The organism is Pseudomonas syringae group sp. 26L6 (genome assembly GCF_032587815.1).
Classification (GTDB): domain Bacteria; phylum Pseudomonadota; class Gammaproteobacteria; order Pseudomonadales; family Pseudomonadaceae; genus Aquipseudomonas; species Aquipseudomonas amygdali.
In genome coordinates, this window is sequence record NZ_JAWHPJ010000054.1 from 1 (window position 1) to 16,972 (window position 16,972).

The following is a 16,972-nucleotide window of genomic DNA, read 5'->3' on the forward strand; positions in this document are numbered from 1 at the left end:
TCTCACCGCTGTCGATCACTGCAGACTCGACCTCCTTCCTCGCTGACTCTTTACTTCAAAACCTTGTAAACTATTGATCTGCAAGGCTTTTTCGTTTCCGTCTGCGCCGGAAGTGGGGCGAATTATAGACAGATCACAGAGGGCGTCAACCGTTAATTTCAAAATCACCGAAATTGCCCGTTTCGTGATTACCTATATAGAAGGAAAAGCAAAAATTGCGCAATATATTGCCCATGCATCGATTGTTGCGCATCATGTTCGATTATCAGTGCCCGGATCACACCCAGGATGTACAACCAAAATGTCTGAGAAACCCCACACTATAGCGTCCGCCCTTTTCCCCCTAGGGCTGCTGATGATCGCCATGATCTCCATTCAAAGCGGCGCGTCACTGGCAAAGAGTCTTTTTCCCGTAGTGGGCGCGCAAGGCACCACGACCCTGAGGCTGGTATTTGCGAGCCTTATCCTTATCGCCATCCTGCGCCCATGGCGAGCGAATCTGACCGCAAAATCGCTACGCACTGTGGTGATCTACGGCATTGCGCTGGGCAGCATGAACCTCCTTTTCTATATGTCGTTGCAGACTGTGCCTTTGGGAATCGCGGTCGCGCTGGAGTTCACCGGTCCACTGGCTGTAGCTCTGCTGTCTTCGCGCAAGCCCATCGATTTTCTATGGGTTTCGCTGGCAGTTATCGGCTTATTGCTATTGATCCCCCTCGGGGCCTCGAACGAAGCGATTGATCTGCTCGGCGCTGCGTATGCACTGGGGGCCGGAGTGTGCTGGGCCGCTTATATAGTGTTCGGGCATAAAGCAGGTGCAGACAACGGCGTACAGACCGCCGCGCTTGGCGTGATGATTGCCGCACTCTTCATCGGACCTGTCGGCGTGATACACGCAGGCTCTGCATTATTTGACATTTCATTGGTACCGGCAGCGCTGGGTGTCGCCATTCTGTCGACCGCCCTGCCCTACAGCCTGGAAATGATCGCTCTGACGCGAATGTCGGCACGCACATTCGGCACACTGGCAAGCCTGGAGCCTGTCTTCGCAGCGCTATCAGGTCTGGTGTTTCTTCACGAGAGCCTTTCGCTGACCCAATGGCTGGCAATTGGCGCAATCATCTTCGCATCCATCGGTGCCACCCTTGGTTCTGCAAACACAAAACCTCAATTGGTCCCTGCCGACTGAACTGACCACGCGGTCATAAGGTCAAGAAGCGACATGGCACTAGCATTTGTTAAGCGCATGCGCCATGTTTACACCTGACCTACAGATGTTCGAGAGTTCTGCGTTACAGTTTTATCGACTCATGATCCAGTCATCCGGATGGATCGCGATTAGCAATGGCCTGCTAAGGAAAGGAATGAAATACATTTTTATCGTATTGGCCATGTTGGCTGTGGCAGGTTGTGCAGCCACATCCAAGCCTGTCAAGCAAAGCAAGCGCGGCATTCACATCAACTGCTCCGGCCTGACGTCCTCCTGGGCCAAATGCTACGAGCTTGCGACCAACGCCTGTGCGTCAAGGACGTTCAAGGTCATCGCAAAATCGGGCGATGCCACCGAAGAGCCGGAAGACTATCCGTTCGGCCTCAACCCCGCAGGCTATACCAGCCGCAGCATGATTATCGTCTGCAGAAAAAGCACACCACTGACGGATCCGTTACCGCAGGACTGAGCCTGCGGTAACGCGCTTCGAGATATCAGACAGCGACCGTGCGTGCCTGCAACCACAACAGCGCTGTACCCTGCAGTAGAGGGCTCAATCGCACAAGAACGTGAGCGTGGTAATCGTTCAACCAGGTGCGTTCTTCCTCGTTCAACATCGAGACCTCGATGCAACGCGTATCGATCGGGCAAAGCGTCAGGGTTTCAAAACGCAGGAACTCGCCGAACTCGGTAGTGCCCGCTTCCTGATTAATCACCAGGTTTTCGATGCGCACACCCCAGCGCCCGGGCCGGTAAGTACCAGGTTCAATAGACGTGATCATGCCTGGGAGCATTGCTGTCTGCGGCGTTGCAGGTGCCTGATAGGCAATAACTTGTGGCCCTTCGTGGACGTTCAGAAAATACCCGACACCATGCCCGGTGCCATGACCGTAGTTGACGCCTTCACTCCAGATTGGCGCTCGGGCAATGGCATCCAGCAACGGCGAAAGAATGCCTTTGGGAAAATGCGTGCGCGATAACGCAATAACGCCTTTGAGAACCCGCGTACAGTCCTGCTTCTGCTCGGCACTCGGCGTTCCGATCGCAACCATGCGCGTGATATCGGTGGTGCCACCAAGGTATTGACCGCCCGAGTCGATCAACAGCAAGCCATCACCTTCTATCTGCGCGTGCTCAGCTTCAGTCGCTCGGTAATGCGGCATCGCGCCGTTGGCATTGAACCCTGCAATGGTTGCAAAGCTGGGTGAAACATATCCAGGACGTCGCTCCCGTGCCTGAGTAAGCTTTTCATCAATCGTCACTTCGCTGATGGGCTCACGTCCCAGCGCACTGTCCAGCCAGGCGAAGAACTCGCAGAGCGCCGCACCATCCTGCTCCATTGCCTGACGGATGTGACCTGTATCGGTCTCGGTTTTTTGCGATTTCAGCAGCGTACTCGGATTAAGCCCTTCAACCAGGGTGACTTCACTGTCAAGGTAATCGAGCAAGCCGCAGGTAACACGCGCCGGATCAACCAGCAGTCGTGCGTCTTTCGGCAGCTCGCGCAAGGCTGCGCCAATCTGCGTGTATTCCATGAGATTGATGCCGTCGCGCTCCAGACGCGAGCGCACCGGGTCAGGCACTTTCCTTGAGTCCACGAACAGCGTGACGCTATGCGGACCGATCAAGGCGAAGGCGATGAAAACCGGATTGTAGGAAACGTCAGCGCCACGCAGATTGAACAGCCAGGCTATGTCATCCAGTGTTGCGATGAAGTGCCAGTCAGCGTTTCGCTCGGCAACGATCTGGCGAACACGAGCCAGTTTTTCAGCACGGTCCAGAGATGCCTGAGGGGGCAAGTGTTCGTAGATTGGGTGAGACGGCAAGGCAGGACGGTCCTGCCACAGCTCGGTGAGCAGATCGATATCCGTGCGCAGGCGAGCACCACGCGCGTAAAGCCTGCTTGCAAGAGTGCGCGAAGAGGCAACGGCCAGGACCGCACCGTCTACGGCAACTACACTTTCGGCTTTGGCTTCGTCCGCCAGCCATTCAAGCGGCCCCTGCTGGCCCGGCAACAGTTTCACCAGCTCGATACCGCTACCTGCCAGTTCCTTGGTTGCCTGCTCCCAATAGCGACTGTCAGCCCATATGCCTGCAAAGTCCTGGGTAATGATCAGTGTACCGACCGAACCGTGAAAACCCGACAGCCACTGGCGCCCCTGCCAATAGCCGGGCAGGTATTCGGAGAGATGCGGATCCGCTGACGGCACCAGATAGGCATCGATGCGCTCCCTGCTCATCAAGGCGCGGGTTTGCGCCAAACGTTCTGCCACTTCTGAACTGGCATTGGATTGCGTGCTCATTGACTCTCCTGCTGACCCGGAAATTGACTGCTTTCACCGGTTCAGATAATGGAGCACTCATCGAGACTGAGCAACCGCCCAGAACGCTGGTTGAATCAGACAGGCATGAATCGACTCGGCCGCACGCTCGATATCCTGATCACGAGTGAAGCGCCCCAGGCTCAGACGTATGGTCTGACCGGCAGCCTGCGGACTCAGTCCCAGAGCCAGCAGGACGTGTGAAGGCAGGTTCTTCGCCGAGTTACAGGCCGAGGTAGAAGAGAAGGCAAGTTTGTCGCCCAGCGCTGCAACGTCGAGATCATTGTGGGTGAATGTAAAACTGAGGGTGTGGGCAATCCGCTGGGTGGGACTGCCGTTGATACACACACCCGGAATATCGGCCAGTCGCTCACAGAGAAGACTATTGAGCCGCTGTATTTCAACAACTTCTTCTTCAAGCACTTCGGCCGCCAGGGCAAAGGCCGCACCCATCCCGGCAATCTGATGCGTCGCCAGGGTGCCGGAGCGCAGACCACATTCATGCCCGCCTCCGTGAATCTGGGCGAGAACCCGTTGCTGCGCGCGCGGGCCGACATACAGCGCGCCAATCCCTTTGGGCCCATAGATTTTGTGTGCAGAAAGCGACATCAGGTCTACCGCGAGCTGACTCAAGTCAATCGGCAACTTGCCAGCGCCCTGCGCAGCGTCGACATGCAACAATGCGCCGTGAGCCCTTACCCGCCTGCCGATTTCCGCGATGTCGTTGACCGTACCCAGTTCGTTGTTGACCAGCATCAGCGAGACCAGAAACGTATCATTGCGCAAAGCGGCACTGACCGCGTCGGCGCTGATCAGGCCATCGCTGTCCGGGGCCAGCCAGGTAACCTCGACGCCCACTTCCTCAAGTTGCCGCGCAGTATCAAGGGTTGCCTTGTGTTCGATCTGACTGGTGATGATATGACCGGATCTGCCTCCGGCGAATGCTGCCTGCCTCTTCGCGCGTTCTTGAGCCACGCCCTTGAGCGCCAGATTGCTGGATTCGGTGGCACCGGAGGTCCAGATGATCTGCGAGGCCTGAGCACCTACCAGACGGGCAACCTGCTCACGGGCAATCTCTACCGCAACGCGGGCCTTTTGTCCGAATGAATGAGCGCTGGATGCAGGGTTGCCAAAATTGCCTGACACACCCAGACAATCGACCATGACCCTGATAACACGCTCGTCCACAGGCGTAGTGGCGGCGTAATCAAAATACAGCACTGGCTCTTTCATGTTCGTTCTCCTGCCTGCAGTCCATGAACACGATCATGCACCAAACCACATAGAACCAAAAATTATTAATTGATATTTAAATAGATAAATTGGAAATATAAAGAGGCGCAGATTGTAAAATCCAGCGACTTATTGACGTCTTGCAAAGCACGTTCAGCGTGTCATTTAAATACACCTGCAAGATGATATTTTTTTGACACCCTTATAAATCAGTTAGTTATGAAATCTGCTTTACCATTTATGAAAAATATAACAGAAAGATGACGAAATAATTTGACAGATACCCTGCCGCGACCGATATATAGGACCGTCAGGCGCATTCCGTTGTCACGCACATGCCGCAGAGCATGGCGTCGGGATAATCAAGCCGAAGTTGACCGCTGTTCCGTCCCACGCTTTCAGTTATTTCCACGGTGCTCAGCAGGCGCCGGCGGATGTCTGTTGACTCTCCATTCTATTTTTAAAGTACTGAACACGTTCGGTGTGGCGGTAGCGTTGCCTGAAGCAATGCAGCGCCCGTACGCGAAAAAGATGTCTGGTCACTCACTCGGCAACACCCCGATTCAGAGAAACATGGAGGCTTCGATGATTAATGTGACCAAGACGTATCTGGGTGATATCGACCAGTTCAAACGCTACGTTGAAGGTATCTACGCCCGCGGCTGGCTGACCAATCACGGCCCGCTGGCCAAGGATCTGACGGACCGGCTCAAGGACTATCTGGGCGTCAAACACATTATTCTGACCAATAATGGCACCCTGGCCCTGCAGATTGCCTATCGGGCTCTGGGCTTGAATGGCAGCGCTGTTACAACGCCATTCAGTTTCGTCGCCACCAGCAGCTCGCTGCAATGGGAAGGTATTCGCCCGGTCTTTGCCGATATTGATCCGGACACCTGGAATATCTCGCCACAGCACATCAAACGCAGCATCGCCGAAGACACTACGGCAATCGTGGGCACCCATGTGTTTGGCAATCCTTGCGACGTAGAAGCCATTCAGCAGATTGCCCGCGAACATAAGCTCAAGGTGATCTATGACGGCGCACATGCATTTGCCGTGCGTCATGCCGGCCAGTCGGTCCTCAATCATGGCGATATCAGCACCCTGAGCTTTCATGCCACCAAACTGTTCCACACGATTGAAGGCGGCGCGATCATCACCAACGACGACGAACTGGCCAAAAGCGCCCACCTGATGTGCAACTTTGGCATATCGGGAGTAGACCGAATCGACGGCATCGGCATCAATGCCAAGCTCAACGAATTCTCCGCAGCCATGGGGCTGTGCATTCTCGACAACATAGGCAACATCCTTGAAGAGCGCGCGCAAATCGCTCACCACTATACGTCAGCGCTGGAAAGCTACCTGGATCTGCAAAAACCCCAGGCCGACAGCGAGCTCAATAACAGCTATTACCCGGTGGCGCTGCGTAACGAGCAACAGCTGTTGACGGTGCGCACCGCGCTCAACCTGCGCAAGATCAACCCTCGCCGCTATTTTTACCCCTCACTGGACACCCTTGAATACCTGCAACCACAGCCCGGCCAGCCTGTGTCCAGAGCATTGAGCGAACGAGTGCTGTGCCTGCCGATCTATCCCGGCCTGCTGAAAAGCGAGCAGGACCTGGTCATACGCACGCTGATCGAAACCTGTGCTGTGACAGATATGGACTACCCGGCTTGCTCCGCTGCCAGGGTCTGCTGACTATCATGCGTGACACAAGCCCGGTCATTCGCAGCCGTTCGATCATTCGCAACACCGTCCTGAACTACAGCGGACAGGCCTATGTAATGTTGGTCGGGATTCTGATCATGCCGTTTTATCTGGGCCATCTGGGTGCCGAGACCTACGGCTTGATCGGTTTCTTCACCCTGCTGCAAGCCTGGCTGCAACTGCTGGACGCGGGACTGTCTCCCAGCCTGGTGCGCGCAGTGGCACATCAGCAAGGCACTCCCGTGAGCGAGAAAAGCCTGGGCCGTCTACTGCGCTCATTCGAACTGATATTTCTACCGATCACGATGCTCTGCGGCCTGCTTGTCCATGTCGCCAGTCCCTGGATCGCAGCACAATGGTTGAACGCCAATACGCTGCAACCCGACACTCTGGCGCATTGCATCACCTTGATGGGCATCGTCATCGCCTTGCGCCTGTATTCGACACTCTATAAAAGCGCCATTCAGGGCCTTGAGCAGCACGCCTGGCTGAACGCTACCAATGTGTCGATTGCAACGCTGCGCTACTTCGGCGGCTTGCTGCTGGTCAGTCAGTTCTCCCGAGACCCACAAGACTTTTTTGTATTTCAGCTCGTGGTCGGGCTGCTCGAAGCCCTGCTTTTTGCCAGCAAAGCCCGCAGGCAGATGCCTGCGCCGCGCTGGCTGACCGGCCTGGACTGGCAACTGATCAAGCCGCTGCTGCCGTTCGCCGCCAGTCTGTCGTTGAGCGCAGTGCTGTGGATTGTGCTGACTCAGGTGGACAAGGTGCTGCTGTCGAATCTGCTGCCACTGGACCAGTACGGCTACTTCTCACTGGTTGCGTTGATCGCCACGGGCATCGTGATGCTGAGCAACCCGCTGGTTCAGACGCTCTTGCCGCGCCTGACTGTGTTGGTGGCCGAAGGTAGGCGCGACGACATGCACACGTTGTTTCTGGCAGCCAATCGCCTTGCCTGTACCTTTCTGCTCCCTCTGGCAGGCGTAATTGCCCTGTATGCCGAGCCGCTGATTATCGCCTGGACGGGTGATCACACAGCTGCGCGCTGGAGTGGACCGGTGCTGGGCTGGTACGCGCTGGGCAGCGCAATCATGGCTGCCAGTGCTTTCCAGTTCTACCTGCAATACGCCTATGGCCGAATGCACTTGCACCTGTGGTACAGCGTGATTTCGACACTGATCAGCGTGCCTGTAATGTTCGTGGCTATACATTATCAAGGCGTTTACGGCGCAGCGCTGGCGTGGTTTTTCCTGCGTGCGACGTCCTTCGCCATATGGCCCGTCATCGTCCATCAGCACTTGGCACCGGGTCTTCATCGGCAATGGTTGAGCGACATTCTGCGTATCAGTGCGATGACCGCTGCGGGCCTGGCGATCAGCGCGCCTGTGTTCCATCTGATTGCCGATGAAAGCCGTGGCAGCCTGCTGCTGGCGCTCGCCGCCAGCGGCCTTGTCACTCTGGCACTGGTGGCGGCAAGCCATGGGCCGCTAGCGTCAAAAATCTATGTTTTGTTCAGCAAACCGAGTACCTGAGCCATGGACGACACTGCAAAAAATACCGGCGAACCCTGCGTGGCATCGCCGTTGCTGAGCATCATATGCCCCGCCTACAACCAGGAGGCCTTCATTGCTCAGGCACTGGAAGGGTTTCTGTCACAGCAGACCGATTTCAGGTTTGAAATCCTGATCAACGACGATGCATCCACGGACAGCACTGCACGCATCATTGCGCACTACGCCGAGCGATATCCGACGATCATTCGGCCCTTCTATCAACAGGTCAACCAGTACAGTCAGGGCGCACCTTGCGTTCCGGGCCTGTTCGCCGAAGCCCGCGGCCGTTATATCGCCTACTGCGAAGCCGACGATTACTGGACTGATCCGCGAAAGCTGCAGCTGCAAGTGGACTTTCTCGAGAGCCATGCCGATTACGTCATCACCTATCACGACGCGTTCGCCTTCGACGAATACGGCCAGTACGGCGTGCAACTGCAAGGCCTGTTGCGCAACGATGCTACGGCGCTGGAGCTGCAACAGGCCAGACGCCTGTCGACCCTGACCGTCTGCTTTCGCAATGTGTTCAGCACAATGCCGCCCGAATTGAGCATGTGCGGAGCACCGTTGAACGATATGTGCTGGTGGTCATTGCTGGGGGCCTACGGCAAAGGCAAGTTCATGGCGCAGATCAAGCCGGCTGCCTATCGGCTGCACCCCGGCGGCGTGTTTTCCATGCGCAGCGACAAACGCAAATTGCATATGAACCTGCAGACCTGTTCAAGCCTGGCCAACTATTACAATCGTCTGGGCAATCAGCCCCTGTACGAACACTTCCTGATGCAGACGGTGTGCCTCTCGCTGGCCGCGCTCGCCCCCCGCCACAAACTGCAGACGTTGTGGAAAGTGGCCGGCAATGTTGTCGTCAACCTGAGCAGACGCCTGTTCCAGACCAGTGGCAAAGCACATGTTCAGTAACGTACTGGTGTTGTGCGTCGGCAACATCTGCCGCAGCCCGATGGCCGTCGCGATACTGCATCAACGCCTGGAGGCCACGCAGGTGCGCGTTCAGTCAGCAGGCATCGCCGCGCTGTCAGGTTCGTCCATCGACCCGGCGGCTCGGCAGGTTCTGCAAACGCACCGGGTACAGCCGCAGCGCCATGCAGCTCGGCAGATGAGCCGTGATCTGCTACGCCAGGCCGACCTGATTCTGCTGATGGAGCAGGCACATTTTGCCGACGTCCTCAAACTCGCACCCGAAGTACGCGGCAAAGCCTTTCTGATCGGTAAATGGCAGCACCCGCTCGACATCGCCGACCCTTACCGACGTCCCGCATCAGCCTTTGAACAGACCTACACGCAGCTCTCACGCTGCATTGACGACTGGCTTCCTCATTTTCAGTCAGGAGCAACAGGATAAATGACCGTCATGAACCGTCCTTCGCTGGATTTCCACCAGGACTCCCGGATTGATCTGGCAGCGGTCCTGCGCATGCTTTTCGATCACAAAGCGCTGATCCTGTGGACCGTCAGCCTGTTTTTTCTGATCGGTCTGGGCTATGCCATTCTGGCCACGCCGGTGTATCAGGCCACCGCCATGATCCAGATAGAGCCCCGAAAAATCGGCATCGAGGGCACCCCGGAGGTCAGCGCCAAGCCATTGTCAGTGTCGCAGGCGACCACCGAGATCGAGCTGATCAAGTCGCGCGCATTGTTGGGCAAGGTCGTCGACGATCTGAAGCTCAATACGCTGCAGACACCTGATTTCTTTCCGGTAATCGGCCCTTACCTATACCGTACCTTCAAGCCAGTGCGCGACGGTGAATTGGCTAAGCCGTTATTCGGCCTGACGCAATACGCGTGGGGTGGCGAGAAAATCGAGGTATTCCAACTGGAGGTGCCGGAGCACCTGCTGGGCGAAAAACTCACCCTCATCGCAGGCAAGCCTGGCCAGTTCTCGCTCTACGACAACGAGCACAATCTGCTGCTTGGCGGCACCATCAACCGCATTGTCGAAGGCAACGGGGTGAAGATTCAGGTCGCTGCGCTGCGGGCGCGTCCCGGTACCGATTTCAGTGTCTCCAGACAGCGCACGCTCAGCACCGCGCTGGTTTATCAGAACCGGTTGAAAATCGCCGAAGCCGGCCGGGACTCGGGCATCATCTACCTGTCCATAGAGGACCAGGACGCACAGCGGGCCAACCGGATTCTCGACGAAGTCAGCCATCTTTATGTACGCCAGAACGTGGAGCGCAGTTCGGCCGAGGCCGCGCAGCGGCTGCAGTTTCTACGCTCGCAGTTGCCTGCCGTGCGCAAACAGCTGGAGGACGCGGAGACTGCGCTGAACACCTTCCAGACCAGCGCCAGGTCGGTGGACCTTAGCATCGAAACCAAAGGCGTGCTTGATCAGGTGGTCAGCCTCGACTCGATGCTTTCCGAACTGAAACTCAGGCGCGTAGAGCTGGAACGGTTGTACACCCGTGAGCACCCGACCTATCGCAGCCTGATGAGCCAGATGAACCAGCTGGAACAACAGAAACAAGGCCTGTTGAAGAAGATCGACGCGCTGCCCATGACCCAGCAGGAGTTGCTGCGTCTGACCCGCGATATGCAGGTCATCAGCCAGACCTACACATTGATGCTCAACAAGAGTCAGGAGCAGGACATTCTGCGTGCTGGCAGCATTGGTAATGTGCGGGTCATCGACAACGCCGACACCAATGTCGAGAAACCCGTCAAACCGATGAAGACGCTGATTGTGCTGATCGCCACGCTGATCGGCGCACTGGTCGCGATGACCATCGTATTCGTGCGCCAGGCGTTCTATCGGGGCATCGAGAGCGCCGAAGTCATCGAAAGTCTGGGCATGCCGGTCTACGCATCACTCCCCCACTCGCGTCAGCAGGAACGCCTGGAAAAGCGCGATCAGGATAGCAAGGATTCAAGACTGCTGAGCATTGCCGCACCCGGCGAGCTGGCCATCGAATCGCTGCGCAGCCTGCGTACCAGCTTGCACTTCGCCATGCTGGAGGCGCGTAACAACGTACTGATGATATCGAGCCCGACACCAGGCGCCGGCAAATCGTTTGTATCGAGCAATCTGGCAACCATCATTGCCCAGACCGGCAGGCGGGTTCTGCTGATCGATGCCGATATGCGCAAAGGCTACCTGCATCGCCTCTTTGGCCTGCAGCCCAAACACGGTCTGTCCGACACGCTGGCCGCCCGCTTGCGGTGCACCGAAGTCATCCATCAGACGCGGGTCCGGCATCTGGATTTTATGTCCTGTGGTTTCGCGGCACCCAACCCCTCGGAACTGCTGATGCATGACAACTTCAACAAGATGCTGGCCGAATTGTCGCCACTGTATGACCTGATCCTGATTGACACGCCACCCATCCTCGCTGTGACCGACGCGACGCTGGTGGGTCGCCAGGCAGGCACCTGTCTGCTGGTTGCTCGTTTCGGCATGACCACCGCCCAGGAAATCGAAGCCTGCAAGCGCCGCCTGGGCCAGAACGGAATTCTGATCAAGGGTGCCATTTTCAACGCGGTGGTACGCAAGGCCACGACGTCCGATTACGACTACGCGGCCTATGGCTACAACTACCACCCTGCGCCCCGATAACCCGTATTGACGCCTGCCGTTCACTGAGCTGTTTCATTTAAAAGGAATTAATCATGGCCCTCTCCGCCCAGGAAGCTCGCTGGTATCTGATCCAGACCAAACCGCGTCAGGAAGCCCGCGCCGAAGAGCATTTGCGACGCCAGCATTTCCAGTGCTACCGACCGCTGCAGGTCGATGTGAAAAAAACCGCTGCCAGGGTTCAGGCCGACGAGCCTTTGTTTCCCGGTTACCTGTTCATTCAGATGGATCAGGTACAGGACAACTGGTACCCGATTCGCTTCACACGCGGAGTCTCGCGCATTGTGACGTTCGGCGGGCACCCGGTGCCGGTCCGCGATCATCTGATCGAGCAGATCCGCCAGCGACTCTCCACACCTGCGCCCAAAGCACGATTTATTCAAGGTGATCCGGTAATGATCACGACGGGCAGCTGGAGTGATGTGGAAGCCATCTTTCTGAGCGAAGACGGTACCGAGCGTGCGGTGATTCTGCTCAACATGCTGCAACGCCAGCAAAAAATGGTGTTGCCCATCAGCAGCCTGTCAAGGGTCGAAGCCCGCGCGTAAGACCTGCCGCACCTGTAGGAAACTGCCCAAGGCGTGTGCCTGAAACATGCGTCTCAGCCTGCTTAACCAGCCCCGGAACCACACCATGCCCCACCAGACCACCTTGGTGACGCTCACCTATGGTGACCGTTTCAGCTATCTGCACACATTGATCAGCCGCTCGCTGGAGAGCCCGCTGATCGGTCGTGTGATCATTGTCAGCAATGCTTCCGTTGCACCCTTGCAGGCGCTGTGCGATGAGTGGCCCGACCGGATTCAGGTGCTCTGGCTGCCTGACAACACCGGCTCGGCCAACGGCTATTCGACAGGCATCAAGGCCGCGCTGGAAACCGGCGACGATTACATCTGGTTGATGGACGACGATAACGCGCCGACCACCCATGCCATTGAGGTGTTACACCGGTCTCTTCATGAACGTGAAACGATCGACGGCAGGGACAATTGCGCAGTGCTCGGCTTTCGCCCCACGCATCAAGCGGACATCGCCGCGGGTGTACCGCTGCGTTACGCCATTCAGCGGCGCTCAAGCTTCTTCGGCTTTCACATCGCCCAGTTGCCATACAAGATTTGGCGACGCCTGCCCTTCGGAAAGCCCGGTGCCAGCGTGCCCATGCCGGAACGGGTGCAGCTCCCTTTCGCCACCTACGGGGGGTTACTGGCCCATCGCAGCCTGTACAAGAAGATCGGACTGCCACTGGACGCGCTCAAGCTGTACAGCGATGACACCGAATACACCTGGCGCATTACCGACGGTGGCGGGAAGGTATTTCTGGTCCCCGAAGCGCTGCTGGAGGATCTCGAGGACTCATGGAACATCAAGGCGCGCACCCGCAACGTCTATGAAAGCTACTTGTCGGGCGGATCGGACCTGCGCGCTTATTACGCCGCGCGTAACCAGGCGTGGTTCGACAGGCATATCTGGGCGTCCTCCCCACTGCTCTATCAAGTCAATCGCCTGGTATTTCTCTGCCTGTTGAGCCTGTATGCCTGGCGCTATGACGCCGATGCGCGCCTGAACCTGCTCAACGACGCCATTCACGATGGGGAAGCCAGCGTGCTGGGCCTGAACAAGGCCTACCCGTTATGAAAATTCTGTTTATCAGCAGCCTTTATGCGCCCGATATCGGCGGCGGCGCAGAGATCATTCTGCAACGTACTGTCGAGGGCTTGCAGCAACGCGGGCACAGCGTCGCCGTGCTGGCCACCACCGACCGGCCCGGTTTGCAGTTGGCAGAGGTCAATCGGGTCAAGGTCTATCGCGCCGGCCTGCTTAACCGGTACTGGCACTTCATGGCCCAGCGTCCGGGCCGTCTGGCGCGGCTTGCCTGGCACTGGCGTGATCGCTACAACGCCGGCATGCGCGAATACGTAGGGCGGGTGATGGAACTGGAGCAACCGGAGCTGGTGGTGTGCCATAACCTGACCGGATGGTCGGTGTCGGCGTGGGACGAAATAACCAGGGCCAATCGCCCGATCGTGCAGGTCCTGCATGACTTTTACTTGCTCTGCCCGGCCAGCACCATGTTCAAGAAGGGTCATAACTGCCAGCGCCAATGCACGATGTGCACGCAGTTGCGCAGCAATCATGCACAGCAGTCAGAACAGGTCGACACGGTCGTGGGTGTCAGCCGCTTCATGCTCGACACCTTGCAGGCGCAGGGCTATTTCAAAGGCGCGCGGGGTTACGTAGTGCATAACGCCAGCCCGTTCACTCCACCGATTTCGGGGCAGCCCAAGGCACCCGCCGATGATGCACCGTTGCGCTTCGGTTACCTGGGCACGCTGTCCACAAACAAGGGGCTGGGATGGTTGATTGATCAGTTTCAGCATCTGCCGTTCAAAGCCACCCTGCAGATTGCCGGCCGTGGGCAGGCATCTGATGAAAAGCACTTCAGGGCCATGGCCACATCACCGGACATCAGTTTTGTCGGCGTCCAGAAGCCCGAAGACTTCTACCGCCAGATCGACGTGGCAATCGTCCCCTCCCTGTGGAATGAGCCGTTCGGCATGGTGGCCGTCGAGGCCTGCGCACATGCTCTGCCAGTCATCGCCAGCCGCATGGGCGGGCTGACGGAAATCATTCAGGAACCGCTCAACGGTCTGCTGTGCAGCCCCGATGACCCGGACTCGTTGGGGATGGCAATGCTCAAACTGCACCAGCAACCCGAATTGCTTAAGCGCCTCGGCAGCCAGGCGCGCAACAGCGTCGCGTCGTTGATGAACCTGGACCTCATGCTGGACCAGTACGAAAGCATCTTTGCCCAGACCCTACAGGACCGCCGCACGTACGTCACACAGTGAAGGGGCGCAATCTGCCCCATCAAGCCCGTTCAAGGACAGGATCTGGCACCAGCCAGATCACCCTCATCAGCAGGATGCTCGAGATGATTGTCATCAATTCACGGTTCCTCACCCAGGATGTCAGCGGTGTACAGCGTTACGCAGAGCATATGTGCAGAGCCCTGAAGCGGCTGCGCGACGATCTGGTATTCGTCGCTCCGCGCACCATCAGGCTGCATGACTGTGCCAGCGCACTGGAGGCCCAGTGCATCGGTCATTCCACCGGGCATATGTGGGAGCAGATCGACCTGCCGCTTCACTTGAAACGTCAGGGCAGCCCGCTGCTGATTTCAGTCAGCAACACAGGGCCAATGTTCTATGGCAACCAGATAGCGACTCACCACGACATCACCTATGTGCGCTATCCGCAAAGCTACACCCGGCTATTCCGTCTGGCCTATCGGACCATCACCCCGATTCTGCTGTCACGCGCCAGAACGCTGATCACCGGCAGCAACTTCTCGCGAAGGGAAATAACCTCGTTCTATGGCTACGCCGAGGACAAGGTGCTGGTCGTGCCCGCTGCGGTCAGTGACGAATTCACGCCGAGGCCGACACCTGTCGATCAGCCGAAATACTTGCTTGCAGTTTCCTCACCCGCCGTACACAAGAATTTCAACCGGATGATTCAGGCATTTCTGAGTTTGCGTGGCCACACCGACCTGCAACTGCATATTGTCGGCGCAGCCAGCGCATTGTTCGCCGACCCTGATCTGCAACACCTCGCCTGCCGTGACCCGCGCATCTGTTTTCTGGGGCGACTCAGCGATGCCGAGCTGATCAGCCAATATCAGGGTGCCACAGCGTTCGTATTTCCCTCGCTTTACGAGGGGTTCGGCATTCCGCCGCTTGAAGCACAGGCCTGCGGTTGCCCGGTGCTGGCCGCCAATGCCGCTTCGATTCCCGAAGTCCTGCAAGGCAGCGCACTGTATTTCGACCCGCTGGACGTCAGCCACATGGCCGCAGCAATGCAGCGCGTGCTGGTGGATGCGCCGTTGCGCAATGCGCTGCGTGTTCAGGGATTGCATAACGTGCAGCGTTTTTCCTGGGACCTTTCCGCGCAGCGCCTTTCCCAGCGTATCGATGCGCTGCTGGAGTCTGCTCCTGCGTCGCCAAGCAAGCAGCACGTCGTACCCGAGTCGTCCGCCGGCAAACCCTGAACCCACAACAGTAACGCCAGGATGCGCCCTGTCGCATCCGCAGTAGCGCGGGCCATTACAGCAAGGAACGCCCATGAGAATTGCTATTGTCCACGACTGGCTGGTGAGTTACGCCGGTGCCGAGCGCGTGCTTGCTTCACTGATCAACGTCTGGCCCGATGCGGATCTGTTTGCAGTCATCGACTTTCTCAACGATCAGGACCGCGCGCAGCTGCGCGGCAAGGTAGCCAGAACAACGTTCATCCAGAAGCTGCCCGGCGCGCGCAAACATTATTCACGCTACCTGCCGCTGATGCCGCTGGCCATCGAGCAACTGGACCTCTCCGGCTACGACCTGATCATCAGCAGCAGCCACGCAGTGGCCAAGGGCGTGCTTTGCGGCCCGGACCAACTGCACATCAGCTATGTGCATTCGCCAATTCGCTACGCCTGGGACTTGCAGCACCAGTACTTGCAGGAATCAGGGCTGGGCAAGGGAATCAAGGGCAGTCTGGCGCGCCTGGTCCTGCATTACATGCGCCTGTGGGACCAACGCACGTCGACCGGTGTGGACGCATTCATTGCCAATTCGGGCTTTATCGGCGCACGCATCTCGAAGGCGTATCGACGTGACTCCACCGTCATCTATCCGCCAGTGGACACGCTCGGTTTCACCCCCCAAGGCGCGCGTGGGGACTTCTACCTGTGTGCCTCGCGGATGGTGCCCTACAAGCGCATGCCAATGATCGTCGAAGCCTTCGCCGCCATGCCGGACAAACGCCTGGTCATGATCGGTGACGGACCGGACCTGGCCAAGGCGCAGGCCATTGCCAGGCAGGCGCCTAACGTAACGCTGCTGGGTTTCCAGCCTGGCGCGGTACTGCTGGAACATATGCGCAGCGCCAAGGCGTTCGTCTTCGCCGCCGAGGAGGATTTCGGCATCAGCCCGGTTGAAGCCCAAGCCTGCGGCACGCCGGTAATAGCGTTCGGCAAGGGCGGCATCATGGAGACCGTGCACGGCCTGGATCACCCGCAACCGACCGGCGTGCTCTACCGGCAGCAAACCGTGGCAGCGCTGAGCGCCGCCATCGGCGAGTTTGAAGCTGCGCAATCACGCATCTCGCCGCAGGCCTGCCGGGCCAACGCCGAACGGTTTTCGGTGGCGCGTTTCGAGCAGGAGATCAAAGCCTTCGTCGAGAATCGTCTGGCCACCTCGCATCTTGTGCATCTGGCTCGCCTGCCCCACCCGCACCGCGTCGCTCAACCAGCGCCGGTCTCGGGCAGCGAACTGCCAGGCCGTGTCGTCCCCATAAAAACCGTCTGAGCGAG

General features: G+C 57.9%; 14 protein-coding genes. 12 read left to right on the plus strand and 2 right to left on the minus strand.

Going from position 1 to position 16,972, the window contains the following annotated elements:
• The first annotated feature begins 301 nt into the window (after positions 1 to 301).
• Positions 302 to 1,189 carry a threonine/homoserine exporter RhtA gene (gene rhtA, locus RYA97_RS22860; protein ID WP_016980612.1) on the plus strand — a complete coding sequence of 296 codons (888 nt, stop codon included), beginning with the start codon at positions 302 to 304 and terminating at the stop codon, positions 1,187 to 1,189.
• Positions 1,190 to 1,364: 175 nt separating this feature from the next.
• Positions 1,365 to 1,679: a hypothetical protein gene (locus RYA97_RS22865; RefSeq protein ID WP_002554031.1), complete on the plus strand. Its 315-nt coding sequence runs from the start codon at positions 1,365 to 1,367 to the stop codon at positions 1,677 to 1,679.
• A gap of 25 nt (positions 1,680 to 1,704) precedes the next feature.
• Here RYA97_RS22865 and RYA97_RS22870 read toward each other — a convergent pair whose 3' ends face one another.
• Entirely contained in the window at positions 1,705 to 3,513 is a 1,809-nt protein-coding gene (locus tag RYA97_RS22870) for an aminopeptidase P family protein (protein WP_316893173.1), read from the minus strand.
• Between the two features lie 57 nt (positions 3,514 to 3,570).
• Positions 3,571 to 4,764, minus strand: a complete 1,194-nt coding sequence (locus tag RYA97_RS22875) for a cysteine desulfurase family protein (RefSeq protein ID WP_316893174.1) — start codon at positions 4,762 to 4,764, stop codon at positions 3,571 to 3,573.
• A 585-nt stretch (positions 4,765 to 5,349) separates the two neighbouring features.
• On the opposite strand from RYA97_RS22875, the gene RYA97_RS22880 reads away from it, so the two are divergent.
• From RYA97_RS22880 to RYA97_RS22925, 10 genes are all read left to right on the plus strand, one after another.
• Positions 5,350 to 6,471, plus strand: a complete 1,122-nt coding sequence (locus RYA97_RS22880) for a DegT/DnrJ/EryC1/StrS family aminotransferase (RefSeq protein ID WP_005744404.1) — start codon at positions 5,350 to 5,352, stop codon at positions 6,469 to 6,471.
• A 5-nt stretch (positions 6,472 to 6,476) separates the two neighbouring features.
• The gene (locus RYA97_RS22885; protein ID WP_117139585.1) at positions 6,477 to 8,009 is read left to right on the plus strand and encodes a lipopolysaccharide biosynthesis protein; all 1,533 of its coding nucleotides are present in this window, start codon (positions 6,477 to 6,479) and stop codon (positions 8,007 to 8,009) included.
• Between the two features lie 3 nt (positions 8,010 to 8,012).
• Complete coding sequence (locus tag RYA97_RS22890) at positions 8,013 to 8,948, plus strand: glycosyltransferase family 2 protein (protein ID WP_005754376.1); 936 nt, start codon at positions 8,013 to 8,015, stop codon at positions 8,946 to 8,948.
• Positions 8,938 to 9,390, plus strand: coding sequence for a low molecular weight protein-tyrosine-phosphatase (locus RYA97_RS22895; RefSeq protein WP_002554036.1), 453 nt, complete (start codon positions 8,938 to 8,940; stop codon positions 9,388 to 9,390). The genes RYA97_RS22890 and RYA97_RS22895 overlap by 11 nt, the downstream gene beginning before the upstream one ends.
• A complete protein-coding gene (locus RYA97_RS22900; protein WP_004665708.1) occupies positions 9,391 to 11,598 on the plus strand; it encodes a polysaccharide biosynthesis tyrosine autokinase in 2,208 nt (735 codons plus the stop codon). It abuts the gene before it with no gap.
• A gap of 53 nt (positions 11,599 to 11,651) precedes the next feature.
• Positions 11,652 to 12,164, plus strand: coding sequence for a transcription/translation regulatory transformer protein RfaH (gene rfaH, locus RYA97_RS22905; RefSeq protein WP_057404155.1), 513 nt, complete (start codon positions 11,652 to 11,654; stop codon positions 12,162 to 12,164).
• 85 nt (positions 12,165 to 12,249) lie between these two features.
• A complete protein-coding gene (locus RYA97_RS22910; RefSeq protein WP_005780700.1) occupies positions 12,250 to 13,251 on the plus strand; it encodes a glycosyltransferase in 1,002 nt (333 codons plus the stop codon).
• Positions 13,248 to 14,465, plus strand: a complete 1,218-nt coding sequence (locus tag RYA97_RS22915) for a glycosyltransferase family 4 protein (protein ID WP_057404154.1) — start codon at positions 13,248 to 13,250, stop codon at positions 14,463 to 14,465. The genes RYA97_RS22910 and RYA97_RS22915 overlap by 4 nt, the downstream gene beginning before the upstream one ends.
• Before the next feature lie 83 nt (positions 14,466 to 14,548).
• Positions 14,549 to 15,664, plus strand: coding sequence for a glycosyltransferase family 4 protein (locus tag RYA97_RS22920; protein ID WP_057404153.1), 1,116 nt, complete (start codon positions 14,549 to 14,551; stop codon positions 15,662 to 15,664).
• A gap of 73 nt (positions 15,665 to 15,737) precedes the next feature.
• Positions 15,738 to 16,967, plus strand: coding sequence for a glycosyltransferase family 4 protein (locus RYA97_RS22925; protein ID WP_057404152.1), 1,230 nt, complete (start codon positions 15,738 to 15,740; stop codon positions 16,965 to 16,967).
• Positions 16,968 to 16,972: the final 5 nt, after the last annotated feature.